Raw genomic sequence first — 26,137 nt, forward strand, 5'->3', positions numbered from 1 at the left:
GAGTGAATGATAATGACACAACAAGTACAAGAGAAAGTATTAGTGAAACGCGATTTTTATCATTTAATTATTAATGGTGAAAAAGTAGAGAGCAGTAATGGTGAGACATTCGAAACGATTAATCCTGCGACAGGAGAAGCCGTAGCGACTGTTGCAAAAGCTTCACAGGAAGACGCAGAGCGTGCAGTGCAAGCAGCTCGCCAAGCATTTGATTTCGGGAAGTGGAAGCAATATCCAGTTAATCGTCGTGCACAGGTGCTCCATAAGATTGCTGCTATTATGCGCTCTCGCTTTAATGAAATCGTAGAGCTTGAGATGCTTGATACAGGGAAATCTCTTGGCACTGCGCAAGGCCAAGTAAACCAAGCAATAGAAGATTTCGAATTTTACGCAGGTGCGATTGTTGGCCATCGTGGTGCCGTAAATAATATGCCAGGTCAATTTCATAATTACACAGAAAAAGAGCCTGTCGGAGTATGTGCACAAATTGTTCCTTGGAATTACCCACTCATGATGGCTGCTTGGAAAATTGCCCCAGCCATTGCTGTTGGTTGTTCCGTTATTGTTAAACCAGCTTCTTTAACGCCATTAACAGCGATCGTGTTAGGTGAAATTTGCCTAGAAGCAGGTGTCCCAGCAGGGGTTGTCAACATTATTCCTGGTTCAGGTAAAGATGTAGGGAATTACTTAGTGGAGCATCAGCAAGTCGATAAAGTGGCCTTCACAGGTTCCACACCAGTCGGTAAAGGAATTATGGAAAAAGCTTCTCAAACATTAAAACGTATTACATTAGAGCTAGGCGGGAAATCACCAAATCTAGTGTTTGAAGATGCTGATATTGATGCGGCGGTAGATGGTTCATTGTACGGCATTTTCTATAACTCAGGGCAATCTTGCGAGGCGCGTTCACGCTTATACGTGCACAAAGACATTTATGATGAGTTTTTAGAGAAATTTGTTGCGAAAACAAAAGCAATTAAATTAGGTGATCCATTCGATAAAGGTACTCACATGGGGGCAATTATCGATCAAGACCAATTAAATACAATCGATGGCTATGTGAAATCAGCCATTGAAGAGGGCGCAACCATTTTAACAGGTGGTAAAGTGGCGGCTGTAGAGGGCTTTGAAAATGGTTTCTGGTATGAGCCAACTATTATTACAGACGTAACGCAATCCATGAAAGTTGTGCGTGAAGAAATATTTGGTCCAGTAGTTGTTGTTATGCCATTTAGCGATGAAAAAGAAGCGATTCGACTAGCAAATGATTCAGAGTTTGGTTTAGGCTCAGCAGTCTGGTCTAAAGATGGGGCACGTGCTACTCGTGTTGCGAATCAAATCCAAGCAGGAATCGTAATGGTCAATTGCCCATTCTCCGCAATGCCAGGTACCCCATTTGGCGGCTATAAACAATCTGGTTTCGGACGTGAGCTATGCATCGAAACATTAGATTTATATACAGAGACGAAAAGTATCATTTCATATTACGGTAGCCGCCCACTAAATCCACTAGGCGTCTAACCACCACAAAAACCATATGCGATGAGATATCTTCACTCGTCGTATGTGGTTTTCACAATAAGGAGGTTGCTTTCATGAAAAAAATTATTGTCATCGGGTCAGGGGTTATGGGTCGCGGCATTGCCTACGTTAGCGCAATAAGTGGCTTTGAAACAGCTATTATAGACATTAATGAACAGGCGTTACAAAATGCGCAAAATGAAATTACATCCATTTTCGAAAAATCTGTTGTACGAGGAAAATTAACAGCGCAACAAGTACAGGAAGCAACATTACGTTTGATTTATGTGACAGATTTAGCTACTGTCGCCAATAAAGCAGATTTAATCATTGAAGCCGTACCCGAAAAAAGGGACATTAAACGGGCTGTCTTCGAGCAGATGGAACAGTTTGCTTCACCCCACTGTTTATTTGCCACAAATACTTCAACGATGAGTCCAACAGAAATTGCTTCCTACGCAAAACGACCTGAACAAACGATTGCGATGCACTTTTTTAATCCTGTGCATAAGATGGAGCTCGTGGAGATTATTAAAGGTTTGGAAACAAGTGATGAAACAGTCCAAAACATTTGCGAAATTGCTGAACAAATGGGCAAACAAACGGTCGTCATCAATGAATTCCCAGGTTTTGTTACAAGCCGTATTAGTGCACTCGTTGGGAATGAAGCATTTTATATGTTACAGGAAGGCTTAGGTAGTCCTGAAGACATCGATAAAGCTATTAAACTAGGCTTAAATTATCCAATGGGACCGTTCGAATTGGTCGATTTAGTCGGTCTTGATGTACGTCTGAATAATTTGCGATATTTACATGAAAAGCTCGGTGAAAAATACCGCCCAGCCCCACTGCTTGAACAATATGTACAAGCTGGACGTCTAGGTCGAAAGAGTGGAAAAGGGGTTTATGACTATAGCGAGCAAAAAGAGGTGGTGAAAAAATGACTGAAGTTGTAATTGTAGATGCTGTTCGTACACCAATTGGTCGTTATAAAGGTGCATTAAAAACTGTTCGGCCTGATGACTTAGCTGCGACTGTCATAAAGGCGCTTATAGAGCGTAACCCAAAAGTGCCAGTCCAACAAATTGAGGATGTTATTTTCGGAAATGCCAACCAAGCGGGAGAAGATAATCGAAACGTCGCCCGTATGGCTGCATTACTTGCTGAGCTACCAATAGAGGTCGGGGGAACTACCATTAATCGACTTTGTGGTTCAGGCATGGATGCTATACATTATGCAGCACGTGCTATCAAGAGTGGTGAAGGCGATATTTTTATCTCAGGTGGTACGGAAAGTATGACACGTGCACCTTTTGTGATGGGGAAACCGGAAGTGGATTATCCGAGAGGCGATCAAAAGATGTTTGATACAACGATCGGCTGGCGTTTTACGAATCCCAAATTGCAAAGCATGTATGGAGCGGATACAATGCCCCAAACTGCTGAGAATGTCGCCAAACGTTTTAATATTAGTCGCGAGGAACAAGATGTATTTGCATTTGAAAGTCAACAACGTGCGAAAAAAGCGCTTTCCACAAACCGTTTCGCCGAAGAAATTGTACCTGTATACGTGAAAGATAAAAGAGGCAATGAAATCATCGTGGATACAGATGAACATCCACGCCCTGATACAACCTTAGAAGCACTTGCTAAACTCCGACCTATTTTTGAAAATGGGACAGTGACAGCTGGTAATGCTTCTGGTGTGAATGATGGTGCCTCGGCATTATTATTAATGAGTGCAGAAAAAGCAAAAGAGTTAGGTATAACACCATTAGCACGATATATAACAGGTGCTGTTACAGGATTAGAGCCTGCTGTTATGGGTCTTGGCCCTATTTATTCTTCAAAAAAAGCATTACAACGCGCTGGCCTAACAACAAATGACATTGGTTTATTCGAAATAAATGAAGCATTTGCTTCCCAAGCAATAGAATCCATTAAGCAGCTTGAGCTAAATCCAGCACAAGTCAATGTTAACGGAGGCGCTATTGCATTTGGTCATCCGCTAGGTGCAAGCGGTGCCCGAATAGTGACTACATTGCTATACGAAATGAAAAAACAAAACGTACAATATGGTCTTGCTTCGATGTGTATCGGTGTCGGTCAAGGGATTGCAACGATTATTGAAAATATTGAATGACCTTTATAAACGGCACAAAAATGTGCCGTTTTTTTCGGAAAAAATCGAATAGAAAAGGAGAGTTTGCAAATGAAAAGTATTTCATTTAGAATAGAAAATTATATTGCTTATGTAACAATAAATCGTCCAGAGGTGTTAAACTGTTTTAATTATGATACTTTAAATCAACTGCAACAAGTAGTAGACGAATTACATATAGCTGAGGATGTCCGCGCTGTCATTTTTACAGGTGCGGGCGAAAAGGCATTTAGTGCGGGTGCAGATTTAAAAGAACGAAAAACATTAACGACGCAAGAAGTACGTCGGAACGTACGCGCAATCCGAGACGTGTTTAATAGTATAGCAAATTTACCACAACCAACTATTGCAGCAGTGAATGGGCATGCACTAGGTGGTGGATTTGAATGGTTATTAGCATGTGATTTTGCGATTGCAGTTAACGAGGCACTACTAGGTCTTACTGAAACAAGTTGGGCAATAATTCCTGGTGCAGGTGGTACGCAGCGATTACCACGATTAATCGGTGAAATGAAAGCTAAAGAAATGATTTTAACAGCAACGAAAATAACAGCTACAGAGGCAGAAGCTCTAGGCATCATTTTAAAAGCAGTGCCTCGGGAGGCGTTGTTAGACGAATGTGAATCACTCACAATGCGCATTATGCAAAATGGCCCTGTCGCTGTTCGTCAAGCAAAATATGCCATTACACAAGGAATGAATACCGATCTACAAACGGGTCTTGCAATCGAATCGAAGGCATATGAGTTAGTCATTCCGACAGAAGATCGTCTCGAAGCTTTACAGGCGTTCAGCGAGAAAAGGCAACCTGCATTTCAAGGAAAATGAGTTAGAAAGTAGAGGGAGAGAATGGGCGCAAATACACAGTCGATGATTTTTACGCTCTATGGCGATTATATTATGCATTACGGTTCAAAAATTTGGATAGGAAGTTTGATTCGTTATTTAAAAGAATTCGGTCACACAGAGCAAAATGTACGCGTTTCTGTATCTAGAATGGTGAAACAAGGATGGCTACAATCAGAAAAACGAGGGAACCGTAGTTATTATTTTTTAACAAAACGCGGTGAAATACGGATGCAAGAGGCGGCAAATCGTATTTTCAAATTAAAACCGACTCAGTGGGATGGGAAATGGAGACTTTTAATGTACTCTATTCCAGAAGACAAGCGACAAATTCGAGATGAATTACGTAAAGAGCTCTTATGGAGTGGATTTGGCTCCTTTTCGAATGGCTGTTGGATATCCCCGAATAATTTAGAAGAAGAGGTTAAACTCCTCATTCAAAAATATGATATTGCTAATCATGTAGACTTTTTTACGGCTGAATACATCGGCCCTCATGATCATGAAGCACTAATCGAAAAAAGCTGGTCGTTGGCTGAAATTGAGGCACGTTATGAGAAGTTTATGGATCAATATAGTAAGCAATATATTATTCATCAAAGTGCAATCTCAAGACAAGAAATGTCAGATGCCGAGTGTTTTGTAGAGCGTACAAATCTTGTTCATGAATATCGTAAATTTTTATTTATCGATCCAGGACTGCCACAAGAATTGTTACCGCCGATGTGGAGTGGAAATCATGCTGCGCTATTATTCCAAGAATATTATAATTTATTGGAAGGCCCATCATGCCGTTTCTTTGAAGAAATATTCCATGCAGATAATTAAAAAACGAAATAAGGAGGCAGGGGCATAAGTATATTTTAAAAGCAAAATTTAAAAAATTCACATCAAAAAAGCGCGAGAAATCAAAATTTCTAAAATTGATTTCTCGCGCTTTTTAAGGTTTTGACAAGTTTTGTCCCAGCCTCTTCTTTTGCTCTTGGAACGGTGGATGTCGATAAAATTCAGAAGTTGGGTGATAAAACGTAAAAGTTGGTAGATAAAACGTAAAAGTTGGTCGATAATGCATGGAAGTGTTTCGATAAACTAAGAAGTTGGATGACATTTTGTTAAAATGTGTGTCATGTGAATCAGTTGATTCGGGCGGACTTGATGACATAAGCTTTTTTTGTTCTTTGGAAGGTGGATGTCGATAAAATTCAGAGGTTGGGTGATAAAACGTGAAAGTTGGTAGATAAAATTCAAAAGTTAGTAGATAAAACTTAAAAAGTTAGTAGATAAAACTTAAAAGTTGGTCGATAATGCATGGAAGTGTTTCGATAAACTAAGGAGGAACACTTACTCATTGAAGCGAAAAAGGTTATTATCTATTTTCGCTATTTTTCAAAATAATCGAGTTCTGTCTCAGGCTCTTTTGTTGTGTTAAAATATGTTTTTTCTGCAAAACGAGGGGGGGATTTCCATTCCGGCTGGGCGCTTTGTTGCTGACGCTACGCTTTCGCACAGAAAACATTTGCCGCTGACGCTTCGCTTTCGCGCAGAAAACATTTGCCGCTGACGCTACGCTTTCGCGCAGAGCAAAGTTTCCTGGGGGCGCCCGATGAGCCGCTTTGTTGTTGCTGTCGCTACGCTTTCGCAAAGATAAAACATTTGCTGACGCTACGTTAGCACAACGCTTTCGCATAGAAAACATTCGCTTCGCTGCAGGGTCTCGGGCAAACACGATATTGGTCACGAAGGCGTTATCACAGGACGTGATGTTTTTAGCCTTCGTTCCTTAATCGCTGATCCCCGAGGAGTCGCCCAGCCTCCACTCCAATCAACCACTGAACTTTAGCATGAATCTTCTGGCATGTTACTCTAATTTATAGTGATAAAAAGAAACTTCGGCAACTCATAATGTTCATAAGCCCAATAGAAAAGCGAAAAGCCTGGGGCGGTATAAAGCGCGACAATCTTTACAAATATTTTCCCGACAATTTTTTTCGACACTACGAGAACGTATTCATTTATAGGATCATGATAGAAGATGTTATTTTGGCTGCACACTGTCCATTTTGAGAAACGGTTGCTTCCACATAACATGTTTTTCGGCCTTGCTTGACAATTGTTGATTCAACCGTAGCCATTCCGATGAAAAGAGGTCGTAAAAATGTTGTTTGTAAATTGATCGACGCAAATCCTTGATTACTTTCTAATATTGAAGCCATCGAATAGGCCATCGTAATATCTGCTGCAGAAGTAATGAATCCTCCCATAACGACTTGATGCCCATTTAAAAAGCGTTCATCGACGTTCCAAGAGCAAACGGCTTTACCGGCAATAGCTGATTTTACATGAATACCTAATGTTTTATCACATGCCGGTGGTTCAATTTCTCCATCAATCACTCGCTTTAAATCGATCATAGTCGTCATAATTGAACACCCCTAACTGAGTTTTGGAAAGTATTCAGTAATGTCCGATTTAGACATTGCTGAGCATCATCCATCATAGTCTCGATAAGCGTCGTAACGGTCGGTAGGTCTTGAATTATCCCTGCGATTTGACCGCTATTCATAAAACCACCTTGCTCATTTCCTTCCATAGCACCTTTTATATGATAGGTTTCGGATGTACGTTCTTGGTAGTCAGCAAGTGTTATACCTTTTGCTTCATCAGCAAGAAGCGAAGAGGTGAAAGGTGAACATAACACACGGCGAACCTGTCCAACCGAACGTCCTAGTATGACCGTTTCCACATCAGTTGCATCAACTAGTCTTTGTTTATAGGTCTGATGTACTGGCATTTCCTGTGTAGCAATGAAGCGAGTTCCCATTTGAACACCGGCTGCACCAAGCATTAACGCAGCTGCTAATCCGCGACCATCACCAACACCACCTGCCGCTACAACAGGTACGGAAACCGCATCAACTACTTGAGGAATTAATGTAAAGGTCGTCAATTCTAAATCGGAGTTAATTCCTGCAGCTTCATAACCTTCAGCAACAATCACATCTGCACCGCCTTGCTGGGCCTTAATCGCATGTTTAACAGATGCTACAACAGCTATCACTCGAATATGATGAGCATGCAATTTCTCTATATATAAAGTTGGATTACCTGCCGATAAAGAAACGACCGGTACTTTATGTGTAATAGCTAATTGCAATAATTCCTTTGTATAAGGGTTGACATTGATTGGCACATTGAGGGCAAATGGTTTTTGCGTTAATTGCTGCGTTGCAACAATGCGTTCTTCAACTTCTGCAGGTGTCATTGTCCCACAGCCGATTGTCCCTAAGCCACCTGCATTCGATACAGCTGCCACGAGTATAGGACTACTGATATTACCCATTCCCCCTTGGATAATAGGGTATTTTATTGCTAATACAGAACATAATTGATTCAAAAACAGCACCCCCGTTAAAAATATGTTATACTAAATTCTAGCAAAATATTCAGAAGATTGAAAGGATGATTTTAATGGAGATTACATACGCTTTAAAGAAGCCAAATGTTCATGAATCAGTTTTTCAGGCGCCAGGCACGTATATTATTGGAGATGTTACGGTTGGTGAACAATCGTCTATTTGGTTTAATGCTGTACTACGCGGAGATGAAGATAGTATTACCATTGGAAAACGTTGTAGTATCCAAGATAATTCAACCATTCATTTATATGAAGGGGCTCCAGTTGTTGTAGAGGATGAAGTAACAGTAGGTCATCAAGTAGTTTTACATGGTTGCAAAATTGGTCGCCGCTCGATTGTTGGTATGGGTTCTGTTATTTTAGATCATGCTGAAATTGGGGAAGAATGCATTATTGGTGCAAACACACTTATTACACAGGGCTCAAAAATCCCACCACGTTCATTAGTTGTTGGCTCACCAGGGAAAGTCGTACGTCAGCTACAAGACAAAGACATCGAGTTAATCCAGTTATCAATCGACACATACGTCCAAAAGGGAAAAGAATTTAAAGAAATAGTAGAGGGTTAATTTGCTTTTGAGACTCCCAGCCCTAAAGGGACAAGCTGACTAATGTCAGTGGGATTCCTGAGTAACTATGCGTTCGCAGTCCATTTCTGTTTTGAACAGTTCTCAAGATTGGGGTATCCCATTACCCCTCCCTATCCAGTGCATATAGCAGATAGGGCTACACTACTGTTACCATAGCGTATAGTTGGTTTCGTCCGATATGTTTTAGCGTCTTTTTCGTGACGACACATATTGTTTTACCGATAGCATGAATTAGGCTATCGAACCTTATACAATATCCAATTTTCAATGGACGAGCGTGTTTTATAGACTTTTACTAGTCTATAGATGAAGTATAACACCCTTTCAGACAATTAAAGTAGCAATAGTTACCTCTTGTCTGACCTCACTTTCATCCCATGTCTAAAGACGGGCTACACCCTGCATAGGCTTTCTCGTTCGGAAAATCTGTAAAAGGCTTTGTTCGCAAGGTTATCATTTTTCATCTTTCCACTCTATATAGTATTATTATGTTTAGAATTAAGGAGTGTGAGAGTATGAGATTTATTAAATTCCTTCTGATCATTGTAATTTTCATCGGTGTTATTGGTTATGGGGTTTATCATTATGGAATGAAGTATGCATCCGATAAGGTTGTTGATACTATTTCAACAGAATTAGAGCAAAGCGGACAAATGGATGAAATTAAAAATACGATTGAAAGTGACCCTCAACTAAAATCATTTATGGAAGAGGCTAAAACTGCAGACAGCAGCAAGTTGCCGTTTACAACAAAAGAAGAAGCTACAAAAGTAATCATTCAAAAAGTTGGTATTTCGGAGCTTAATAATATAAGAGTAAAAGTACAAAATGGTTCGATGACAAAAGATCAAGTCATTCAAGAAATGGAAGGTAAATTAACAGACGAAGAAATGACGGCCTTAAAAGTAGTTGTTTATAAAGAGTTATATAAATAAAACGTTGAAGAACCATAAAAAGGAGAAAACAGGACGTGCTATTGTAGCATGTCCTGTTTTTTGCCTTATTTAACTTCTTTCAGAATCTAAATATTTGTCCCTTATTTTGTGTCAAATCAGTATATAAGTTAATGAATGACTCAAAGTACTAATAAAACAAAAGGTGGGACATTATGGCAATATTTAGGGTTCGTAAAAAGGAGAATTATGTTGTGTTAGACAAAGGGTTTCTGAAGGACACTCGCTTAAGCTGGAAAGCAAAAGGTTTGCTTGCTTACATGTTGTCTTTGCCAGATGATTGGTCATTTTGTATTTCTGATTTAGCCACGCATAGCAAATGCAGTCGTGAATCTACTGCTAACATTATTAAGGAGTTATCGACAGCTGGCTATGTTCACAAAGTGCAGGGTAGAACAAACATGGGTAAATTTAGGAAAGTCGAACTCTCAGTGTTCGAAACACCACAAGTTGAACCGTATAGTGCAAATCCGATAACGGTTAATCCGTTGATGGAAAAACCGTCAATACTAATTAATAATAAATCACTAAATAATAATTTACTAAATAATTATTATAATAAGAGCCATTCCTCAGAAGAGAACATACCAAAACCACAAAGCGCGTTCCAATTTTATGAGCAAAATGGCTTTGGTTCTCTAGTCGCTCATGTCACGTACAAAATCGGTCATTGGATAAATGAATTGTCGGAAGACCTTGTGATCCATGCTATGAAGCAAGCCATAGAAAACAATGTGCTTCGTTGGAATTACGTTGAAAAGATTTTGCACGTTTGGACTACTAAGAAGTTTACAACAATTGAGGAAGTAGAAGCGGATAAACTTCGATTTGTAGCCCGAAAACAACAACAGCGTACTTATCAATCCAATCAACAAGTGCATAAAGAGATTGTCCCTGATTGGTTCCATCAACGTAGTGGGAATTCCAATGATATAGATAATGGACAAGCAATTGACTTTGAAGCTGAACGACAAAAAGTCTTGGAAACATTAAGGAATCTAACTGAGAGTGCAAGGTGAAAAATGCAACTACTGCGTGGTTGGAGAGTTAATTGGTCTAAAAGCAACTCCGATATCCTAAACACCAATCGAAAAAAGATATGGAGTATCAAGGAGGAATGACATGAAGAATGAGGAAATTCCAATAACTATCAAAATAAATACAAAATTAACCAAAATAACAATTGAAATTTTTGAACGGTCATGCTAATTTTTAAATATGAATATAAATAATAATACGAACAGTCAAAAAAAACTTTCTTTTATTGAAGCCGCTAGGCAAACACAAATTGTGGAATGCGCAATCGAGACAATTGCCAGTTTGGGATTTGCACAAGCATCTTTAGCCCAAATAGCCAAACGTGCAGATATCAGTACGGGAGTGATATCCTACCACTTCAAAAACAAAGAAACATTGATTCGGCATGTCATTGAAAAGGTTTATACTTCTGGCGATTCTTATATGCGTCCGCTTATACAATCTGCCACTAGCGCAAGGGATATGTTAAGCGTATACCTCGAAAGTAACATTGCTTTTATGTCTACACATAAGACGTATATGCTAGCTCTATTAGAAATTTGGTCTGGAATTCGCCCTGAGGAAGGAAAGGAGTCGTTTGTTTTTAATCTCCAGGAGGCAGCCATTTACGATTTAGAGCAAATTTTGCAATATGGGCAAAAGAACGGGGAATTTCGAACATTTTCTCCCAAAGTAATGGCTATAACCATTAGACAGGCGATTGATGCATTGCCGCCGCAAATGATGATGAACCCCGAACTGGATCTTGATGCTTATGCACAAGAATTAATCACTTTATTTAAATTGGCAACCGATAAGAACGTAACTTTGTGAGCATAATCAGTAGGCAATTTAAGGAGGAAAATGTTATGACAGACGGGGATTCGGCCCTTCAACTGCTCGGGTTGAGCAAACAATTTGGAGAAAACACTGTTGTTAATAGTGTCAACCTGACTGTGCCTTGCGGTTCATTTTTCGGTTTGGTAGGTCCGAACGGTGCAGGAAAAACGACTCTATTATCTATGGCAGTAGGGCTGCTGCGCCCAGACAGTGGAGCGTCTAGAATATTCGGTGTTGATGTTTGGTCAAATCCTTTACATGCAAAGACATTAGTTGGGGTTCTGCCAGATGGCATGTCATTGCCAGAAAGGCTAACCGGGCGTGAACTTTTGACTTATATGGGATTATTGCGTGGACTTGATGCGAAGACTGTTGCCCAGCGTACAGAAGAATTGCTTGATATTTTAGAATTCCGTAATGATGAGCGTACGCTTGTTATAAACTATTCCACTGGAATGAGAAAGAAGATTGGTCTTGCCACGGCCCTTCTACATTCCCCAAAGCTTCTTGTGCTTGACGAGCCGTTCGAGGCGGTTGATCCCATCTCTGCGTCAACAATTAGAACCATCTTGCAGAGTTTTGTTGCCAATGGTGGTTCTGTCATCTTATCCAGCCATGTCATGGCGTTGGTCGAGCAATTGTGTGATCATGTTGCTGTTATTGCGAAGGGGAGAGTGGCTGCTGCAGGCCCATTGGATTTTGTGCGTAATGGTGAAAGTCTGGAAGAGGCTTTCGTTCAGTTAGTTGGGAATCGCCCTGGAGAAGGAAAGAGATTATCATGGTTAATGTAATGATTCGAATGAAGATTTCCTTGCTTCGCCACTCGATGAGCGGAGGACGAGCGACTCTCATGATTATCGGTGGGGTTATCGGTCTATTGCTGGCAGTTAGTACGATTCTGCTTAGTGTACTATATAATCATGAAATATCAGCAGATCTTATCTGTATCGCTTTTGGATTTTGGATGATTGGTTGGATCATAGGGCCTATGTTAGTTGGCGGAGAAGGGGTATTGAAAACGGAATACTTCACCTTGTTGCCTATCGCCCAACGAAGATTGGCTATAGGGTTGCTCGGTACCTCCTTCATCGGTATTGGACCAATCGTTAGCTTAGTCGCTTGTTTCTCTCTCGTCATTTATGCAGCAAGACTTGGATTTTGGGCTGTGATCGTTGCCGTACCTGCGATGTTGTTGCAACTAGTAATCATCATGCTATTGTCCAAAGTGGTGATGGGGGTGATTGGAGAGGCATCGAAATCCCGATTAGGTTTAGAATTCGGGGCGTTGATCATAGGAGCCGTTATAGCTTTTCTTAACGTCGGTTGGTATTTACTTCCTTCGGTTAGCTTGTTCGTAGAGGAACCGTCGCCAGCAATTTCTTTAGTGGCTCGAATATTGCCATCGGGTTGGGCTGTGGTAGCAATCGAAGCTGTAAATCGATCCCGTTACTTTTTAGCTGTCGGTGTTCTCTGTGGGTTGGCTTTATTGTGTGGATTACTATTGATTATATGGGCAAGACTGCTGTCAGGGAGCACGAAAAATGCGGCTCGTATAAATCGTTATAGCAGAAATAAATCATTGTTCCTTACTTGGGCCAACATTCTACCGACAAAAACTTCGAAAATTGGGGTGGTCGTTCTTAAGGAACTGAAGACTTGGATGCGCGATCCGCAGCGAGGGCGATTGTTGCGGATGGGGCTGTGGACGGGATTATTCTATGGCTTATTTGTATCGTTGAGCGGTGTTACTTTATTAATGCCCTGGGTCGGCATAGTCCTTGTGATGTTCACTTGCGTGTTCTCTAACAATCTTTATGGGTTTGATGGCGGTGCTCTTTGGATGTCTATTACTACACCGGGCTCAGAACGAAACGATGTGCGGGGCAGGCAAATTGCATGGATAATGGTTGTAGCACCCGTATCGATCGTAATATCTCTCCTATTCCTTTATGTCAGTAAGTTGGACTGGGCGTGGGCATGGGTTTTAGCCTTGCTTCCATCGCTGTTAGGTGGAGGAGCGGGATTAATCCTATTCCTCTCAGTTTACAAGCTCATACCTGTGACAGACCCGCATAGGCGTGGACGCGGAACCATAGTCTCTGGTGATGACATGAACGCAGGGGCATTATTTATAACCAATTTATTGTTGTTGATATTGCTGTTTTTTGCTTCGATACCTACATTAGTCATATTGACCTTAGGGACGTTGCTACATCAAAACTTACTAACATTGATTGGTGTTCCTGTGGGATTGTGTACCGGCTTACTCATCGCTTGGTATTTCGGACGCTTGGCATACCGTCGTTTGGAAGCTTTTGGTCCAGATATCCTCGCAATCATGCAGAGCGGCGGAATAGCTCAATCCGTGGATAACAAAGTAGCTCAAACAGACGACACATTTTCTAATCTATCTGCAGGAAAGTCCGCTTTGGTAGGTCTACTCGTTACGATGGGGATTATTTTCACATTACCACAGGGGATTGTGCCTATAATTCTAAAGCTTTCAGGCGTAAAGGTCCACAGTTGGTTTATTGCTCTATATCTTCCGGAAAACGTCCAATTACTTATTTGCATTTTCTTTGTTCTAACTGGTGTAAGTGCTTTGATTATAACTAGAAAAATAGTTCGTAAACATAAGAATATGTAGCGGTAAAACACAATGACGATTGATCTATTGGTAACAGCTTCGCTAATTACCCTAAAGATTAATCCTCCATTGCGCTTTTACAATTATGCCGGATTTCCTTAGAGTAAAGGAAATTCGGCTTTTTTGGGGGAGATTGTGTAGCATATTTTGTTCGTGTGTTATTGGGAGGGCTATGTCCATACTTAAAAGGAGAGATGAGCTAGTTAGGTATAGATATTAAGTTAAAGGTCGAGAGGGCAGTTCATAGATTTTTTAAAGATGACAATTTTGTCAACTAACTGTCATGTTCCAAAATTTAAGGTAGTGGAGAATTTATCTATACTCTTGTGTAACGAGATTATTTCGTTATAAAAGAGGAGGCATAAGAAATGAATATTATGAAATTCTTAGCAATGACAATTTTATTCACTACTTTCTTAGTTGGTTGTGGTGACAAGGGTGCTTTGATAGAAAAAGACTACTATGTTCAAATTAACGAGGAATTACAAACTCCAAATAGCAATGGCAGTTCGTATACGCACTAGAGGGCTATGATAAGGATGGAAATGAAAAGGTTGTAAGTTTTTTTGCAGAAAAACCTTATAAAAAAGGAACGATTGTCCGCGTCCCAAGAGGCTTAGAAGGATATACTGGTGATCCCAAAGTAATGAATGTGGATGACTTACCGGAAAATGTTAAGGGAAAATTTAATCAGAGCTAAACCCACGCCATTATAAAGCCCAATTTCTTAACATTAAAATTAAGAAATTGGACTTTTTTCACTCCATTAACTTTATAGCTATTAATCAAAAATCGTATCTTTATGAGGGTTTCTTAAGAATTCGAAAAGCATTTTGATTTGAACACCTGTATTTCTCTCTAATGAAAGGTTTGGTAAATTATCGTCATGATAAAAGTGTACTCCTTTTGTTTCCAAACCATTTCTTGCATGCCCGCCAATAATCTCACATTGAATAAACAATTTATAATAATGATATGGTTGAGGTGGATGAAGGTGCTTATTCATATCCAATAAAGTTCCGCCGCTAACCAAGAGAAGACCGCGGCTAAAACATCGAGTTCCGCCGCTAACCAAGCGTATTAAAGAATATGACCAGTCGTTAAAATAACACACATTATTTATTATTTGTTGAGAGGGGCCATCATTTGTAAATAATAAAATTTAAGCGTTTCATTCTTTTATCATTTTTAGGGGGAGAAGTGGATAACTGATAATATTCTTTGTAAAATAAAGTAAATATGGAAGAGAGGTTACTTTATGTTGAAATTTATCGGCTCTGGAAGTGCATTTAATACGAAAATAGGTAATAATTCAGCGTATTATAAAGTAGGAAATCAGATGTTGTTAATTGATTGTGGTAGCAATATTTTTCACCGAATTAAGGAAAATAGTTTACTGGAAGGTATCAAGCATATCCATGTATTGATCACTCATACTCATGCGGACCATGTTGGTAGCCTTGCTGATTTTATTTTTTATAGCTATTATTGCCATGGCGAAATGGCAAAACCTAATGTATCTGTTTATTCCGCTTATGATGTAAAAATTGAAGAATTGTTGGCCATTAATGGCATTATGCCAGGAGTTCAATGTTTCATAAAAAAATGTCAATCGGATACACAGTACACACTTAATTTCTGTAAAGTACTTTTCGAAAGGTCTAGTCATGTTAAAGAAATACCTTCTTATTCAATTGAATTATCTATAGATGACAAACTTATTTATTATACAGGAGATACAAATTACCTAAAAGAATCTTTACGAAATCCAAAGGTCTTCGATTTTGTTTATGTAGATACTTGTAAAGCTGATTATGAGGGCAATGTGCACTTGTCATTACGAAAATTGAGTGAGTTAGTGAGTCCTGATGAACGTTCGAAATTTTGGTGTATGCATGTAGATGAAGGTTTTGACCGTCAAGAAGCTGAAACGTTAGGGTTCAATGTTGTAACGAACGAATTTTAACCTTTTAGAAAGCGAGTAGCGTCTTCTATTTCGTTTGGTTAAAAATGGTTAATCAACTCTCATAATGATAAAATTTAATTATTATCTGAAAGGGGGAGAGAAGAATGGGATTCTTTATTGTAATTATCGGATTCATTATTTTAGTAGGTGTGATTAGCTTAATAAAAAAGGAATTCACTAATCATGATAGTTCAACAAGAAGTCATTCCAATCATTCGAGTACTCATATAGATTATAGTTCAACAAATACATTTGTATCCATGGAAGATACAAATACAGACAATTGCTCGGATAGTGTCTCTAGTTATAGTGATACATCTAGTTGCAGTGATAGTAGTTCGTCGTCCGATTAAACGTCCGAATTTTTAAAAAAATAACAATTTAAAAAGCTGTAGCGTATGACAACGCTACAGCTCAGAATTGGTCTTGCCCTTATAATGGCTTAGCCATCAACAGCATTATAACACATAGAACGAAAAATCACAGTTCGAATGAGAATTTATTTCAATGAATTGAATAGATCGTTGGATAGCTGACACAAATGTGTTTTAACTTCTTTCATCATTATGCCAATACATCATTAATATCGCTATTCATTAATTGTTTCAGCAAATGTTTTTCGACCAGGATTAACTTTATTTACAGTAATACTTATTTTACTAAGAGTGTCGGCTGTCAATGGAATTTTGCCATCTTTCTGTACTTTTTTCCATGCCTTTATGTTTTTTCGGTATAGCTGCTCTGATAAGCGGAAAACATCAACATCCATTTGTAAACCTGCTTCATAGGATGTTTTTATATCTTTTTTAACTTCCTTAATAATACCTTCTCTTATTTGATCGGTAGTTACTTTCCCTTTGAAACCATTGATGATTGCATTTAATTTTATTTCCGCTTCAAATGTTACTTCATTGTTTTTTACAATTGGTTTAATTTTGGTACTTAATTTTTCTAAATCAACTGTTAAGTATTCTTTTTCTTTATTGTTTAATTTAATCGTTACGTCTCCCCGGGTTTTTTTATAATACATCCATTGGATACCCCTTGCCTCCCCATCATTTATATAGCCTTTAAATCCATCTTTTGAAACTACTCCGAAACCAGATAAAGCAGTTTCCTCTGTTGGTTTATCAGTCGTTTCCCAGTTTTTATTAATTGATACAAGTGGAATATTCACTTCATGACTCGGCTCATTTAAGTTGATAAGTAGTTTTCGCAAATCCACGGGCTCTACATATGTTTGTAGCTCTTTTGTATGCATTGGATTGCTTAGCTTTGAAGCTGTTAGTGATTTATTTAATATTGGTGTGACTAAAAGAATATCTTTAATAGAGTCCTTTGTAACATATGTCAATATTTGATATCTCGTTTCCCGATGACGTAAAAAACTGTCAATAATAGGAATGGAATTGCCGTTCTTTAAGGCATCCTCAGAGAAAAGAAGAAAAGTCATATGCCCCCAGAATACTTTTTGGTCGATGGAGCGATATAATTTAAAAAAGGCTTCTTCCATCGTTTTACCTTTAGCAAATCCAATTTCAGACGGTGCTGCTTGAGGAGTAGGCGCTTCAGATTTAGCTACATTCGCAAAATTAATGATTTGCATATATATTTCATATTGACCATCTTTATAATCGATACCAATTCCGTCAATATAGTACATTCTTTGTGGTTCAGTAACATCCCAACATCCGGAAAGTAATAGTACAGCTGCTAAACTTACTATTAACGTCATTTTTTTCTTCATTTTTTTGATCCCTACTTTTAGAAATTCTGTGTAATCTTGCGGAGTAAAGGGGTTTTGCTTATAGTTTGGACAAAAAATGAAAGGATTATAAGTAGTGAAAAACTTAGAACAGCTACATTTAGCCATCTAAACAAAAGACCAGGACTCATTATTATAATGAGTCCTGGCGTATTTCTGAAAAAAGCGAAGAGATATGAAGAAAAATCCCTGATCACTTTATTCCTGTATTATCGCGAAGTTCTATAATAGTTCCTTCAGGTGCTTTTAACTTACATAGCTGGCCATTTTCAACCTTATAAATAATTTCATCATTTTTGCGAATAAAATGAACATTCATATCCTTCAACCGTTCTACTTCTTGAGAGAGATTGTCCACCCAGAAACAGAAATGTACAATGCCTTGAGCATTTGAATTGCATGTATCAAGGACTTCATTATACTTTCCAGTTTGGAGTTCGATATAAAATGCTCCAAGTTTTAACCAAGTATTAAAATGTCTATCGTGGAAATTTGGTGACTCCTGTGCTACTTCAAATCCTAATATTTCAGTGTAAAAACTTAAAGATTCATCATATGTATTCGTTTGTATGCAAATGTGGTGTACATATTTTTCAGCCATAAATTATTTCTCCTTTTATCTAATCTATATTAATGAAACAATCCGCATCGTTGAAATGGCACTTCCTAAATGATACCAGAATAGTTTATTACCGAGGAAATAACGTAACATTTAGCATATATTCTGACAAGTATAATTTACGCCAAAATGGATAATTTATATATCGGAGGTGATAATTTTGGCAAAAGAAAAACGCAATAAAAGTGAAGAAGAACAAGTAGAATTTGGAGCAGATTTAAGCCCTGATGATTTAGATGTGCGTGAAGAAAATGATCTAACTACTGAACAATTGAACAATGCATACAATGAAAAACAATACAACGAAAACACTTCCTCAAAACGTAATAAATAATTAAGGAAGAACGCATAATATTTTCTACCACAATCGTTTGGGTTGTGGTAATTTGAATTGAGCAAGAGTTATTTGTTCAGAACATATGAGGTAACTAAATCTAAAGTAAAACTCCTTAATATTAAGGCTGTTTTCCCAAGTTGCTTCTGATTTGGCTATCTTCTTCAACTAAAGCATTGTTAGTTTAATAAGGAAAGCTTACTTATTTACTCTCTTAAATCAATTTTCCATAAAAACTCATTTGAAATTTCCTGTGCAATTTTCAATATTTCATCCTCTAAATCACCATTAGAGTTATCTGGAAAGTCAATCCCAATTAAATTTATCTCCGTAAATTCATCTGCGGAATCATACGCATAATTACCTTGTAAATTAGCATTAATTCCTCTAATTATGATACTGGAGCCACTTAACTCCTTAGTAAACACTAGTGTACTTAGTTTAGTGCAACTCATATTTAATATTAAGAAATTTTCAATGACATCAGTTTTAATAAATAAGGCTAATTTATCTGAATGAATACTTATGTAATCGTACATACACTTCCCCCCGAATCAAAGATACTTAAGTATTCGATAATCAGCATACTTATTCTTGTATCTTATTGAATTATCCTGCTAACTTTATTTGAATAGCAACATTCTTTTCGAAAACAGCCTTTATTAAAGTTATATCAATTATAATAGAGTAGAATTAAGATAATAAAAGTGAGAAAGGACAAATAGAATGACGACAAAATTTAAAATTGAACTTCCGCTTATTCCAAATGATTTGGCTCAAGGAACTTTTGAAGACATTTTTTATGATGAAGAACCTTATCTATCGAATCAGCTAATTACGAATACAAGTAGAGAGAATGATAGTATTGAGCGTTTAATAGTATCCAAAGTAATGTTTCAAAAAGTATCTTTGATTAACTCGAATTTCAATAAAATTGATATGACTGATGTCATCTTTGAAAACTGCGATTTATCTAACTCAAAATTCAACGAAGGAATTATACATCGAGTTACATTTAAAAACTGTAAGCTGTTAGGTGTTGATTTCTCGGAGGCCCATTTAGGGAATGTTTCTTTTGAAGATTGTGTGATGAATTTATGTAATTTTGGAGTAGCAAGACTAAAACAAATTTGTTTTGTGCAGTCATCATTACGTGGGACAAGCTATTACGACTGCCAATTTAAGAAAGTGAAATTTGAACACTGTAATATTGATGAAGTTGATTTTAGCGACACGCCTCTCAACAATGTGGATATTAGTACATGCACTTTTGAACGATTAAATGTAACATTGAATAATTTAAATGGCTGTGTGGTTTCCACTGAACAAGCAATTGGCTTTGCTGAAGTGCTAGGTTTAAAGGTTAAACGATAATATTGACTGGCTACTCAATTGAATCCCATTCTTTACTGGTATTCTTTGTAATTAAAAGTATACTATATGAAGGAATAATTTCTATAATTAGTAAATCATTGATTATTAGAGGAGAGAATGAGCAATGGCAAAGTCTTTAAATTGTCCCAACTGTGCTGCAGCATTTGATCCAAAGGATAATAGTTGTGCGTATTGTGGTAGCTATATTATTACATCAAAAGCTAAACAAATCACTTATAATTTGGATGAACAAGAACCCAAATATAAAAAAATCTTTTTTCATGGAAATGAAATGCGTGAACATGAAATACCAATTCGCTCGGGCTTTGCAAATATGTTTTACAGTATAACTCGTTCTGATGGTGGGCGACTATTATTAACAAACCAACGATTAATTTTTTGTGTGCATGCTATCAATTTAAATCCTCATTTATATTGGGAGTTGGATTTAAAAGAAATAGATCGAACTGAACTCGGCTTAAATCTCTTCATATCGCAAAGATTCCATATTTTTGAAAGAGAAGAAAATGAAACGATATTTGTCGTTTATGGTGGGAAACATTGGCTAAATGAACTTACTAATGCTTTAGAGAAGATTAGTGAGTAACTTAGGAATGCAAATACATAGGAAAGAGGGAAAAGGCATGAACGTTTACGAGGATTGTATTACGTTTATGTTTTTTTATTCCCCATAATATGTTTTCGTTGTTGGTTGAACAGATATTGTATTTGAATAAACAATAAGACCAAGATATCCGTCTTGGTCTATTTTTTGTCATTCTATTATTTAGGAATAAATATTTACGAAATTGACTTAGTGAGCAACTTGTCCGCCATCTGCTACATAAACATAGCCGTTACAGAAGCTTGCAGCGTCTGAAGAAAGGAATACAACGACTTCAGCAATTTCTTCTGGTTTAGCAGCTCGACCCAATGGAACGTTAGAAACAACTTCGTTCCAAACTTCAGGATTATCTTTCCACATTTGAGTCATTGGTGTTTCTGTTAAACCAGGTGCGATAGCGTTTACTCGGATACCGTCTCGAGCGTGGTCAATTGCAGCTGCTTTTGTTAAACCCGTTACGGCGTGTTTTGCTGTTACGTATGGTGCCATATTTGGATCAGCAATGACACCAGCTACTGAAGCTGTGTTTACAATTGTACCACCGCCATTAGCAACCATGTATTCAAGTTCATGTTTCACCGCAAAAAATACACCTTTAACGTCAACTGCCATTACTTTATCAAAAGTAACTTCTTCAATATCAACGAATTTTGCTGGTTTGTTTAAAACGCCTGCATTGTTGAATGCGTGATGTAATCCACCGAATTTCTCTACTGTCTTTTCAACAAGTAATTTCAATTGCTCTGGGCTTGTTACATCTGTTTTAAAGAATACTGCTTCTCCGCCTGCTTGTTGAACTAGTTCTACAGTTTCTTGTGCACGGTCATCAACATCGCCAATAGCAACTTTCGCGCCACGACGTGCAAAAGCGATTGCTGTAGCACGGCCAATACCAGTAGCTGCTCCAGTGATTAAGACAACTCGACCTTCAAAATCTCTAACATTCATAATATTGCCTCCCCATATTTGTAAGTCTACTTTACATGTGTAGTATAGCTTTCACTAAAAAACGTATTCAATATTTTTGAATGAATGAGCTTATTCCTTTATAGTAATAAGCATAAGAAGGTGACTAATAATGCAATTAACTCAATTAGAGTATTTTATAGTAGTAGCCCGCTTGGAGCATATGTCGAAAGCGGCATTGGAATTAGAGGTTTCGCAATCTTCATTAAGCAAAACGATTGCTCGTTTAGAGGATGATATTGGAGTACCACTCTTTGATCGAAAAGGGAAATCTATTCGTTTGAATGAATATGGACGCATTTTTTATGAGAAGGTGGAAAAGGCTCTAGATGATTTACAAGAGGCAAAATCAGAAATTCAAGAACTCGCAAATATACGAAAAGATAGTATAGCGATTAATGTAATGAATTCAAAACTACTGCCAAAATTATTTTATGATTTTTATAAAAAACGCCCAAATGTTAAAATCCGACAGTATTTATTACCTGATAAATTAGCGCTACAAAAATTAATTTGTGGTGAAATTGATTTAATGATCGTCATTAATCCAATTAAAGATGACAGAATAGAGTGGGTGCCATTATTTACAGAAGAAGTCTTTTTAGTAGTGCCGAAAGATCATCCCCTAGCTGCTAAAGAAAGTGTTTCACTAATCGAGGCTAAGGATGAATTGTTTATTTTGTCAGAAACAGGACAAAATTTCCGCACAACAGAAAATCAATTATTTGAAAGAGCAGGCTTTACTCCGCAAATTGCCTTTGAAGGTGAAGATTTATCGATTATTTTACAATTGGTGAACGAAGGAAAGGGCATCTCTCTTATTTTTAAATATTCATTTTTAGATCAGTATTTAGACAATGTAAAGATATTAAAAATTTCAAATCCTGATTGCTTTCAAACGGTAGGGATTGCTTGGAATAAAAAGAGAAAAAGTTCATTTGTCGCAAATAGTTTTCGTGATTTTGCTATTTCATTTTTGAAGGATAGTACAATATAAGATGTGGGGAAGGTATATGAAGCGGGGCTAATTACATGTTTGTTTTTGGGGGTTAAATAAAAAGGGTCACTTACAGGCTAGTGACCCTGAATAAAACTATATGGAGCTAGTAAACTTATGGGGTTTTTTCACCTTAATAGAAGCTATTTCTCCGCAATTCTGACACAGAGTGAAAATAAGTGGAGATCCATTAGAAAAAATTGTGTCAACTGGTCTTAAAGCAGCGTAACCATCAAGTTTCCCCTGAGAAAATGAATCACTACCACAAGACTTGCAAATCAATTTATTGTTTTCCATAATATCACCTCAGTATGTAATTTGTGTAAAGTGTAACATAAAAACGGCCGAGGCGTTATAGACGCTAGCTAGACAAAGTAGTACACAACAAAATAAGTATGAATGAACTAGAAACATTGATCATAACACCATACAAGGATACAGAGGTGTTACAGAATAATTTCTAAATAGAATATTGTGAAACTTATTTAAACTTAAGTCGTAGTAATATATAAGAGGGGAGGGATTAACTTGAAAAAACACTTATTATTTGCAGGGGTTTTTACGCTGGCTTTTGTCGTATTGCAAGTACTTTCAGGTATGCTATTAACAATGTTTTATACGCCTAGCAACCAATGGGAAGAGGCTTCGACTTTATCATCACAAGTGGTGTTTGGAAATACAAGCTTTATTCCGCCACTTGTTATTTCTTTAATAGCACTAGTAATTGCTTTTGGTAGTACCAAGCTAATCAATAAAAAGGTTGTGCACTAAAAAAGGAAGGGATTCTTTTCCCTTCCTTTTTGAATGAAATAAAGCTGTATTCAAAAATGATACTTTAGTATTGATAAATGATATGATAAACGCCTAAAAATGGCGCTATTTTTAACATAAAAATTTTTTCATTTTTACCTTAAAAATCTCTTCTTGTTGTTGATGGAATTAGACTTACTACATTTATTTCAAAAATGAAATCATGATTTTTTCTAACTCTGCCTTATTTAAAACATCATCAATGATTACTATTTGATAGGCACTGTCCTTTCCTTTTTCAGGAACAATCATCTTCATGGCTTTACTATTTTCTCCAGTACTTTTAGCAAAAGTGAATTGTGTACCTTCCAGTTCATAACTTTCTATGTTGTCATATATACGTTCATAGAAAGGATCTTTGCCAATTTCTATAATGCCAGGTTTTCTTGGTTTTTCTAAAATAGCAGATTGATAAATTTTAAAGCCAAACTTCCTCTCGCCTCTATATTCTGAGTGAATGACTGGATTCAGTTTCTTCGTCGTAATAGCTGTTTCAACTTCTTCCTTCTTTAGTTCGTAACCTCCCGGTAGATAAGCTGGCTTCTTTATCGGAAAATCAACTAACTCCTGTGCTTCTTCTATAGTAAATGTGAAATGTGAATAGATTTTTTTCCATAAGGGTCCAGCAGCTTTACTAATTTCCTCTAATTTTTTATGTTTATCCGGATCAAAATGTTCCGGTCCCCCTAAGGCTCTCATCTCTTTAGTAATAGTATATTCTTCTGTTTCCAAATTGATTAATTGATCAAATTCCTCTTTTGTTAACACATTACGTGCTACTTCAATTTCTTCAAGTATAGCTTCATATCTATTCTCTGAGGTATGAAAATCTGCAAATGCCTGTTCTTTTGTACCAATCATTTTTTCTACAATTTGCTGTATAGGAACTTCAGTTTTTGTTTCTTTCATATCATTACTAACTTCAATTTGTTCTTTCGTTGGTATATCTGCTCGTGCATTTACTAGAGATATAGAAGATACAGCAATTACAGTAGCAACTCCAAATAGAGACCAGCGATAAGAGTTCTTTTTAAACTTTTTAATCATCCAAATTCTCCTTTTTAAGGTTCTTTTATTTCTACTTAAGTTTGCTAAACTTGGTACTTGATAATAATTGGAGTAGTGTTCTAAAAGGCTAATAATAGTATGACCATATGCAAGTTGCTCTTTTGGATTTATATATGTAAGAGCTAACGCATCACAGGCTAGTTCCTGATCTTCCCGCATGCGAGAGTATGCATACCAAAGAATGGGGTTAAACCAATTTAAAATGAGTAAGCTATACATAAGCCAATTCACACCAACATCACTTCGTTTGATGTGGGCTAATTCGTGATGGAAAACGTATCGTAACTGTTGCTCATTTAGCACTTCCGTGTGTACGTTTGACAATAAAACTTTTGGCCGAATAAAGCCGAACACAGTTGGACTCGATATCTTTCCAGCTAAAAACAGTGGGATATCTTGTTGTACAGACATAGATTTTTTACAATTCTCAAAGATAGTGACAATCCTTTGATCTGTTATCATCGATTGTCCTTTTATGTAAAGAAATAAACGCCTGTTTATAATGATGGTAGTAAAGCCCAAAATGATGACTCCAGTAAGCCAAATGTATACAAGGATTGTATAAAAAGAAAACGGTTCATCATTTCGTTTTGTATTATTGTGTATTTGTTTTTTATTTTCCTCAGCTACTTTGGGTGAACTAGATATATATGAAACATTTTTTGTGGCTATCTTTGAATCGTCTATAACTTCTAATTCTTGCTCATGTTCTTTTGAAGTAGTAGCTACAGTTCCATTACTAAAGGAAAAGATAGAATAGATACTGTAGGAACTATCTAGTGACCAAGGCAATAAAAGTCTGACAATTAATATCATCCATAACAAATATTGCCACCGTGGAGTTAACTGATTTCTAAGCAAAATTTTCACACTTAAGATTAGAGCGACTAGTATACTTGCCATAATTGAGGTTTCTAACACCCAATCAAAAAAACGAGGTAGATAGAGATTTACGAAGATATCTATCATTATTAGCGATCCTTCCTCTGATTTTCCTCAGACTTCTCATCCAGAATACGTTTGAGTTCGTTAATATCTTCTGAAGACAGTTTTTCTTCTTTTAAGAAATTCACAAGTAATGGTTTAAATGCTGCTCCATAGAAACGCTTAAGTAAGGATTTTGTTTCTACTTGTAAATAACATTCTTGAGAAACTAAAGGATAATAAGCATACGCACGCCCTGTGTCTTGATGATAAGAAATAGCTTCTTTTTGAACTAACCGATTAATAAGCGTCCGAATCGTCTTCGGTTTCCAATCTGTTGTTGACTCTAGTACTTTAATAATTTCATTTGCTGTTTGTGGATATTTTGACCAAAGAACTTTCATAATTTCCAATTCAGCTTCAGATATTTTAGGTAATTCTTTCATAATTTGAAATTCACCTCCAAGTATTACAACTGTAATCCGTAATTCGATATTACATTTGTAATCCTTGGTTGTCAACTATTTTCCAATTGCTAAATAAATGCTCTTGAAGCGGAAATACAATTAAACAACAGTGAAGAAAGCAATTCTCGTCTTAAACAAGCATTTAAAACACAGGTATTATGTGAATAGTAGTGAAAGTAGGGGGTTTTACAATGACTGTAAAAGACATTCTGTTGAAAGGGGGCTGCAATTT

Annotated in this window: 28 protein-coding genes; 19 read left to right on the forward strand and 9 right to left on the reverse strand. The window is 37.2% G+C overall.

Annotated elements, in window-relative coordinates:
• Positions 1 to 12 precede the first annotated feature (12 nt).
• From ABH966_RS12200 to paaX, 5 genes are all read left to right on the forward strand, one after another.
• Entirely contained in the window at positions 13 to 1,521 is a 1,509-nt protein-coding gene (locus ABH966_RS12200; RefSeq protein ID WP_370078743.1) for an aldehyde dehydrogenase family protein, read from the forward strand.
• A 74-nt stretch (positions 1,522 to 1,595) separates the two neighbouring features.
• A complete protein-coding gene (locus ABH966_RS12205) occupies positions 1,596 to 2,465 on the forward strand; it encodes a 3-hydroxyacyl-CoA dehydrogenase (protein ID WP_370078745.1) in 870 nt (289 codons plus the stop codon).
• The gene (locus ABH966_RS12210) at positions 2,462 to 3,664 is read left to right on the forward strand and encodes a thiolase family protein (RefSeq protein ID WP_370078747.1); all 1,203 of its coding nucleotides are present in this window, start codon (positions 2,462 to 2,464) and stop codon (positions 3,662 to 3,664) included. The genes ABH966_RS12205 and ABH966_RS12210 overlap by 4 nt, the downstream gene beginning before the upstream one ends.
• Before the next feature lie 69 nt (positions 3,665 to 3,733).
• Positions 3,734 to 4,510, forward strand: coding sequence for an enoyl-CoA hydratase-related protein (locus ABH966_RS12215; protein ID WP_370078749.1), 777 nt, complete (start codon positions 3,734 to 3,736; stop codon positions 4,508 to 4,510).
• 21 nt (positions 4,511 to 4,531) lie between these two features.
• The gene (paaX, locus tag ABH966_RS12220; protein WP_370078751.1) at positions 4,532 to 5,356 is read left to right on the forward strand and encodes a phenylacetic acid degradation operon negative regulatory protein PaaX; all 825 of its coding nucleotides are present in this window, start codon (positions 4,532 to 4,534) and stop codon (positions 5,354 to 5,356) included.
• Positions 5,357 to 6,540: 1,184 nt separating this feature from the next.
• Here the strand turns inward: paaX and ABH966_RS12225 are convergent.
• Both ABH966_RS12225 and ABH966_RS12230 read right to left on the reverse strand, forming a co-directional pair.
• On the reverse strand, positions 6,541 to 6,948 hold the full coding sequence (locus ABH966_RS12225) for a PaaI family thioesterase (protein WP_370078753.1): 408 nt from the start codon (positions 6,946 to 6,948) through the stop codon (positions 6,541 to 6,543).
• Positions 6,945 to 7,922, reverse strand: coding sequence for an NAD(P)H-dependent flavin oxidoreductase (locus ABH966_RS12230; protein ID WP_370078755.1), 978 nt, complete (start codon positions 7,920 to 7,922; stop codon positions 6,945 to 6,947). The genes ABH966_RS12225 and ABH966_RS12230 overlap by 4 nt, the downstream gene beginning before the upstream one ends.
• Positions 7,923 to 7,996: 74 nt before the next feature.
• Between ABH966_RS12230 and ABH966_RS12235 the strand changes: the two genes are divergently transcribed.
• The 7 genes from ABH966_RS12235 to ABH966_RS12265 all read left to right on the forward strand — a co-directional run bounded on the left by ABH966_RS12235 (position 7,997) and on the right by ABH966_RS12265 (position 14,514).
• Positions 7,997 to 8,512: a gamma carbonic anhydrase family protein gene (locus ABH966_RS12235; protein WP_370078757.1), complete on the forward strand. Its 516-nt coding sequence runs from the start codon at positions 7,997 to 7,999 to the stop codon at positions 8,510 to 8,512.
• Positions 8,513 to 9,048: 536 nt separating this feature from the next.
• Positions 9,049 to 9,468 carry a hypothetical protein gene (locus ABH966_RS12240; RefSeq protein WP_370078759.1) on the forward strand — a complete coding sequence of 140 codons (420 nt, stop codon included), beginning with the start codon at positions 9,049 to 9,051 and terminating at the stop codon, positions 9,466 to 9,468.
• A gap of 173 nt (positions 9,469 to 9,641) precedes the next feature.
• Positions 9,642 to 10,505: a DnaD domain protein gene (locus ABH966_RS12245; RefSeq protein WP_370078761.1), complete on the forward strand. Its 864-nt coding sequence runs from the start codon at positions 9,642 to 9,644 to the stop codon at positions 10,503 to 10,505.
• 199 nt (positions 10,506 to 10,704) lie between these two features.
• Complete coding sequence (locus tag ABH966_RS12250) at positions 10,705 to 11,337, forward strand: TetR/AcrR family transcriptional regulator (RefSeq protein WP_370078763.1); 633 nt, start codon at positions 10,705 to 10,707, stop codon at positions 11,335 to 11,337.
• A gap of 35 nt (positions 11,338 to 11,372) precedes the next feature.
• On the forward strand, positions 11,373 to 12,134 hold the full coding sequence (locus ABH966_RS12255) for an ABC transporter ATP-binding protein (RefSeq protein ID WP_370078765.1): 762 nt from the start codon (positions 11,373 to 11,375) through the stop codon (positions 12,132 to 12,134).
• On the forward strand, positions 12,122 to 13,990 hold the full coding sequence (locus tag ABH966_RS12260; RefSeq protein WP_370078766.1) for a hypothetical protein: 1,869 nt from the start codon (positions 12,122 to 12,124) through the stop codon (positions 13,988 to 13,990). The genes ABH966_RS12255 and ABH966_RS12260 overlap by 13 nt, the downstream gene beginning before the upstream one ends.
• Before the next feature lie 368 nt (positions 13,991 to 14,358).
• The gene (locus tag ABH966_RS12265) at positions 14,359 to 14,514 is read left to right on the forward strand and encodes a lipoprotein (RefSeq protein WP_370078768.1); all 156 of its coding nucleotides are present in this window, start codon (positions 14,359 to 14,361) and stop codon (positions 14,512 to 14,514) included.
• A 257-nt stretch (positions 14,515 to 14,771) separates the two neighbouring features.
• On the opposite strand, the gene ABH966_RS12275 is transcribed toward ABH966_RS12265, so the two are convergent.
• The gene (locus tag ABH966_RS12275) at positions 14,772 to 15,002 is read right to left on the reverse strand and encodes an NUDIX hydrolase (protein ID WP_370078770.1); all 231 of its coding nucleotides are present in this window, start codon (positions 15,000 to 15,002) and stop codon (positions 14,772 to 14,774) included.
• Between the two features lie 246 nt (positions 15,003 to 15,248).
• Here ABH966_RS12275 and ABH966_RS12280 point away from each other — a divergent pair, with 246 nt between their 5' ends.
• Positions 15,249 to 15,956, forward strand: a complete 708-nt coding sequence (locus ABH966_RS12280; protein WP_370078772.1) for an MBL fold metallo-hydrolase — start codon at positions 15,249 to 15,251, stop codon at positions 15,954 to 15,956.
• 104 nt (positions 15,957 to 16,060) lie between these two features.
• Positions 16,061 to 16,309: a hypothetical protein gene (locus ABH966_RS12285; protein WP_370078774.1), complete on the forward strand. Its 249-nt coding sequence runs from the start codon at positions 16,061 to 16,063 to the stop codon at positions 16,307 to 16,309.
• A gap of 236 nt (positions 16,310 to 16,545) precedes the next feature.
• Here the strand turns inward: ABH966_RS12285 and ABH966_RS12290 are convergent, their stop codons facing one another.
• Both ABH966_RS12290 and ABH966_RS12295 read right to left on the reverse strand, forming a co-directional pair.
• Positions 16,546 to 17,703, reverse strand: a complete 1,158-nt coding sequence (locus ABH966_RS12290; RefSeq protein WP_370078776.1) for a Ger(x)C family spore germination protein — start codon at positions 17,701 to 17,703, stop codon at positions 16,546 to 16,548.
• A 211-nt stretch (positions 17,704 to 17,914) separates the two neighbouring features.
• On the reverse strand, positions 17,915 to 18,322 hold the full coding sequence (locus tag ABH966_RS12295; protein WP_370078778.1) for a VOC family protein: 408 nt from the start codon (positions 18,320 to 18,322) through the stop codon (positions 17,915 to 17,917).
• A 169-nt stretch (positions 18,323 to 18,491) separates the two neighbouring features.
• On the opposite strand from ABH966_RS12295, the gene ABH966_RS12300 reads away from it, so the two are divergent.
• Positions 18,492 to 18,674, forward strand: a complete 183-nt coding sequence (locus tag ABH966_RS12300) for a hypothetical protein (RefSeq protein WP_370078780.1) — start codon at positions 18,492 to 18,494, stop codon at positions 18,672 to 18,674.
• A 206-nt stretch (positions 18,675 to 18,880) separates the two neighbouring features.
• On the opposite strand, the gene ABH966_RS12305 is transcribed toward ABH966_RS12300, so the two are convergent.
• Positions 18,881 to 19,213, reverse strand: coding sequence for a hypothetical protein (locus tag ABH966_RS12305; protein ID WP_370078782.1), 333 nt, complete (start codon positions 19,211 to 19,213; stop codon positions 18,881 to 18,883).
• Positions 19,214 to 19,400: 187 nt separating this feature from the next.
• On the opposite strand from ABH966_RS12305, the gene ABH966_RS12310 reads away from it, so the two are divergent.
• On the forward strand, positions 19,401 to 20,048 hold the full coding sequence (locus ABH966_RS12310; RefSeq protein WP_370078784.1) for a pentapeptide repeat-containing protein: 648 nt from the start codon (positions 19,401 to 19,403) through the stop codon (positions 20,046 to 20,048).
• Between the two features lie 124 nt (positions 20,049 to 20,172).
• Positions 20,173 to 20,655 (forward strand): PH domain-containing protein, encoded by a 483-nt coding sequence (locus ABH966_RS12315; protein WP_370078786.1) that lies wholly within the window; start codon positions 20,173 to 20,175, stop codon positions 20,653 to 20,655.
• 207 nt (positions 20,656 to 20,862) lie between these two features.
• Here ABH966_RS12315 and ABH966_RS12320 read toward each other — a convergent pair whose 3' ends face one another.
• Entirely contained in the window at positions 20,863 to 21,621 is a 759-nt protein-coding gene (locus ABH966_RS12320; protein ID WP_370078788.1) for an SDR family NAD(P)-dependent oxidoreductase, read from the reverse strand.
• 130 nt (positions 21,622 to 21,751) lie between these two features.
• Here ABH966_RS12320 and ABH966_RS12325 point away from each other — a divergent pair, with 130 nt between their 5' ends.
• Together ABH966_RS12325 and ABH966_RS12330 are read left to right on the forward strand one after the other, a co-directional pair.
• Positions 21,752 to 22,636 (forward strand): LysR family transcriptional regulator, encoded by an 885-nt coding sequence (locus ABH966_RS12325; protein WP_370078790.1) that lies wholly within the window; start codon positions 21,752 to 21,754, stop codon positions 22,634 to 22,636.
• Between the two features lie 528 nt (positions 22,637 to 23,164).
• Positions 23,165 to 23,407 carry a hypothetical protein gene (locus ABH966_RS12330; protein ID WP_370078792.1) on the forward strand — a complete coding sequence of 81 codons (243 nt, stop codon included), beginning with the start codon at positions 23,165 to 23,167 and terminating at the stop codon, positions 23,405 to 23,407.
• Positions 23,408 to 23,590: 183 nt separating this feature from the next.
• On the opposite strand, the gene ABH966_RS12335 is transcribed toward ABH966_RS12330, so the two are convergent.
• Together ABH966_RS12335 and ABH966_RS12340 are read right to left on the reverse strand one after the other, a co-directional pair.
• On the reverse strand, positions 23,591 to 25,483 hold the full coding sequence (locus ABH966_RS12335) for a M56 family metallopeptidase (protein ID WP_370078794.1): 1,893 nt from the start codon (positions 25,481 to 25,483) through the stop codon (positions 23,591 to 23,593).
• Positions 25,484 to 25,485: 2 nt separating this feature from the next.
• A complete protein-coding gene (locus ABH966_RS12340) occupies positions 25,486 to 25,884 on the reverse strand; it encodes a BlaI/MecI/CopY family transcriptional regulator (protein ID WP_370078796.1) in 399 nt (132 codons plus the stop codon).
• Between the last annotated feature and the right edge of the window lie 253 nt (positions 25,885 to 26,137).

This window comes from Lysinibacillus sp. RC46 (assembly GCF_041262385.1).
Classification (GTDB): domain Bacteria; phylum Bacillota; class Bacilli; order Bacillales_A; family Planococcaceae; genus Lysinibacillus.

What these genes read in the sequence shown, in the direction of transcription:
- ABH966_RS12250 (WP_370078763.1), top strand. Translation starts at nt 10,705, where the DNA reads ATGAATATAAATAATAATACGAACAGTCAAAAAAAACTTTCTTTTATT.
- ABH966_RS12340 (WP_370078796.1), bottom strand. Translation starts at nt 25,884, where the DNA reads ATGAAAGAATTACCTAAAATATCTGAAGCTGAATTGGAAATTATGAAA.
- ABH966_RS12200 (WP_370078743.1), top strand. Translation starts at nt 13, where the DNA reads ATGACACAACAAGTACAAGAGAAAGTATTAGTGAAACGCGATTTTTAT.
- ABH966_RS12285 (WP_370078774.1), top strand. Translation starts at nt 16,061, where the DNA reads ATGGGATTCTTTATTGTAATTATCGGATTCATTATTTTAGTAGGTGTG.
- ABH966_RS12255 (WP_370078765.1), top strand. Translation starts at nt 11,373, where the DNA reads ATGACAGACGGGGATTCGGCCCTTCAACTGCTCGGGTTGAGCAAACAA.
- ABH966_RS12265 (WP_370078768.1), top strand. Translation starts at nt 14,359, where the DNA reads ATGAATATTATGAAATTCTTAGCAATGACAATTTTATTCACTACTTTC.
- ABH966_RS12320 (WP_370078788.1), bottom strand. Translation starts at nt 21,621, where the DNA reads ATGAATGTTAGAGATTTTGAAGGTCGAGTTGTCTTAATCACTGGAGCA.
- ABH966_RS12240 (WP_370078759.1), top strand. Translation starts at nt 9,049, where the DNA reads ATGAGATTTATTAAATTCCTTCTGATCATTGTAATTTTCATCGGTGTT.
- ABH966_RS12245 (WP_370078761.1), top strand. Translation starts at nt 9,642, where the DNA reads ATGGCAATATTTAGGGTTCGTAAAAAGGAGAATTATGTTGTGTTAGAC.
- ABH966_RS12205 (WP_370078745.1), top strand. Translation starts at nt 1,596, where the DNA reads ATGAAAAAAATTATTGTCATCGGGTCAGGGGTTATGGGTCGCGGCATT.
- paaX (WP_370078751.1), top strand. Translation starts at nt 4,532, where the DNA reads ATGGGCGCAAATACACAGTCGATGATTTTTACGCTCTATGGCGATTAT.
- ABH966_RS12295 (WP_370078778.1), bottom strand. Translation starts at nt 18,322, where the DNA reads ATGGCTGAAAAATATGTACACCACATTTGCATACAAACGAATACATAT.
- ABH966_RS12215 (WP_370078749.1), top strand. Translation starts at nt 3,734, where the DNA reads ATGAAAAGTATTTCATTTAGAATAGAAAATTATATTGCTTATGTAACA.
- ABH966_RS12305 (WP_370078782.1), bottom strand. Translation starts at nt 19,213, where the DNA reads ATGTACGATTACATAAGTATTCATTCAGATAAATTAGCCTTATTTATT.
- ABH966_RS12310 (WP_370078784.1), top strand. Translation starts at nt 19,401, where the DNA reads ATGACGACAAAATTTAAAATTGAACTTCCGCTTATTCCAAATGATTTG.
- ABH966_RS12290 (WP_370078776.1), bottom strand. Translation starts at nt 17,703, where the DNA reads ATGAAGAAAAAAATGACGTTAATAGTAAGTTTAGCAGCTGTACTATTA.
- ABH966_RS12325 (WP_370078790.1), top strand. Translation starts at nt 21,752, where the DNA reads ATGCAATTAACTCAATTAGAGTATTTTATAGTAGTAGCCCGCTTGGAG.
- ABH966_RS12260 (WP_370078766.1), top strand. Translation starts at nt 12,122, where the DNA reads ATGGTTAATGTAATGATTCGAATGAAGATTTCCTTGCTTCGCCACTCG.
- ABH966_RS12315 (WP_370078786.1), top strand. Translation starts at nt 20,173, where the DNA reads ATGGCAAAGTCTTTAAATTGTCCCAACTGTGCTGCAGCATTTGATCCA.
- ABH966_RS12235 (WP_370078757.1), top strand. Translation starts at nt 7,997, where the DNA reads ATGGAGATTACATACGCTTTAAAGAAGCCAAATGTTCATGAATCAGTT.
- ABH966_RS12280 (WP_370078772.1), top strand. Translation starts at nt 15,249, where the DNA reads ATGTTGAAATTTATCGGCTCTGGAAGTGCATTTAATACGAAAATAGGT.
- ABH966_RS12225 (WP_370078753.1), bottom strand. Translation starts at nt 6,948, where the DNA reads ATGACGACTATGATCGATTTAAAGCGAGTGATTGATGGAGAAATTGAA.
- ABH966_RS12335 (WP_370078794.1), bottom strand. Translation starts at nt 25,483, where the DNA reads ATGATAGATATCTTCGTAAATCTCTATCTACCTCGTTTTTTTGATTGG.
- ABH966_RS12210 (WP_370078747.1), top strand. Translation starts at nt 2,462, where the DNA reads ATGACTGAAGTTGTAATTGTAGATGCTGTTCGTACACCAATTGGTCGT.